The sequence below is a fragment of the Acidovorax sp. KNOB132 genome (assembly GCF_057541515.1).
This window is the reverse complement of record NZ_BAAJYT010000621.1, coordinates 1-726: the sequence shown is the minus strand read 5'-3', so window position 1 is coordinate 726 and position 726 is coordinate 1. Positions and strand designations below refer to the sequence as shown.

Sequence of the window (726 nt, the reverse complement as noted above, 5' to 3'; positions counted from 1 at the left end):
CGCCAGTGCCGTGCCCAGCGCGATGCCCGCGGCACTGCCTGCCGCGCCCAGCGCCGCCGACTCGGCCAGCACCAGGGCCAGCCGCTGTCGGGGCGTGAGGCCCAGCACGGCCAGCAGGGCGAACTGCGGCGCGCGTTGCGCCACGCTCAGGGCCAGCACCGAGAACACGAGGAAGGCCCCGGTGAACAGCGCCACCAGCGCCAGCACGGTCAGGTTGACGCGGTAGGCGCGCGACAGGTTGCTCGTGCGCGCGGTGGCATCCCCGGGCTGCAGCACGGCCACGCCGGCCGATGCGCCGGGCAGGGCCTGCAACGCCTGGCGGAAGTCGTCGGCACTGGCGCCGGGGCGCAGCTGCACGTCGATGCGGCTCAGTTGCCCGCCGCGCTGGAACAGGTCCTGCGCCGCGCCGATGTCCATCACGGCCAGCGGCGCGCCGCCCGCAGCCACCGTGCCCGCCACGCGCACCGTGTGCACCTGCAGGCCCGTGCGCAGCTGCAGTGCCGGCACCACGGCATCGCCGCGCAGCCCGAGTGCCTGCAGGGCCGCGCCGTTCAGAAACACCGTGGCCGGCGCCAGCAGCGCCAGCCGGTCGGCGCCTTCGAAGGCCCGGGGCACCAGGGCGGGGGCCATCGCCGGCAGCAGCAACGCGTCGGCGCCCAGCACGCGCAAGGCCACCGCCGCGGACCCCGCCGTTCCGGGCAGGCTGGCCTGGGCGGACGTTTCCAG

At 76.6% G+C, this 726-nt stretch carries 1 protein-coding gene; it reads right to left on the bottom strand.

Features of this window, described 5'->3' with window-relative positions:
* Positions 1-726, bottom strand: a 726-nt coding sequence (locus AC27IO_RS25060; protein WP_498741324.1) for an ABC transporter permease, incomplete at both ends; no start/stop codon positions are given.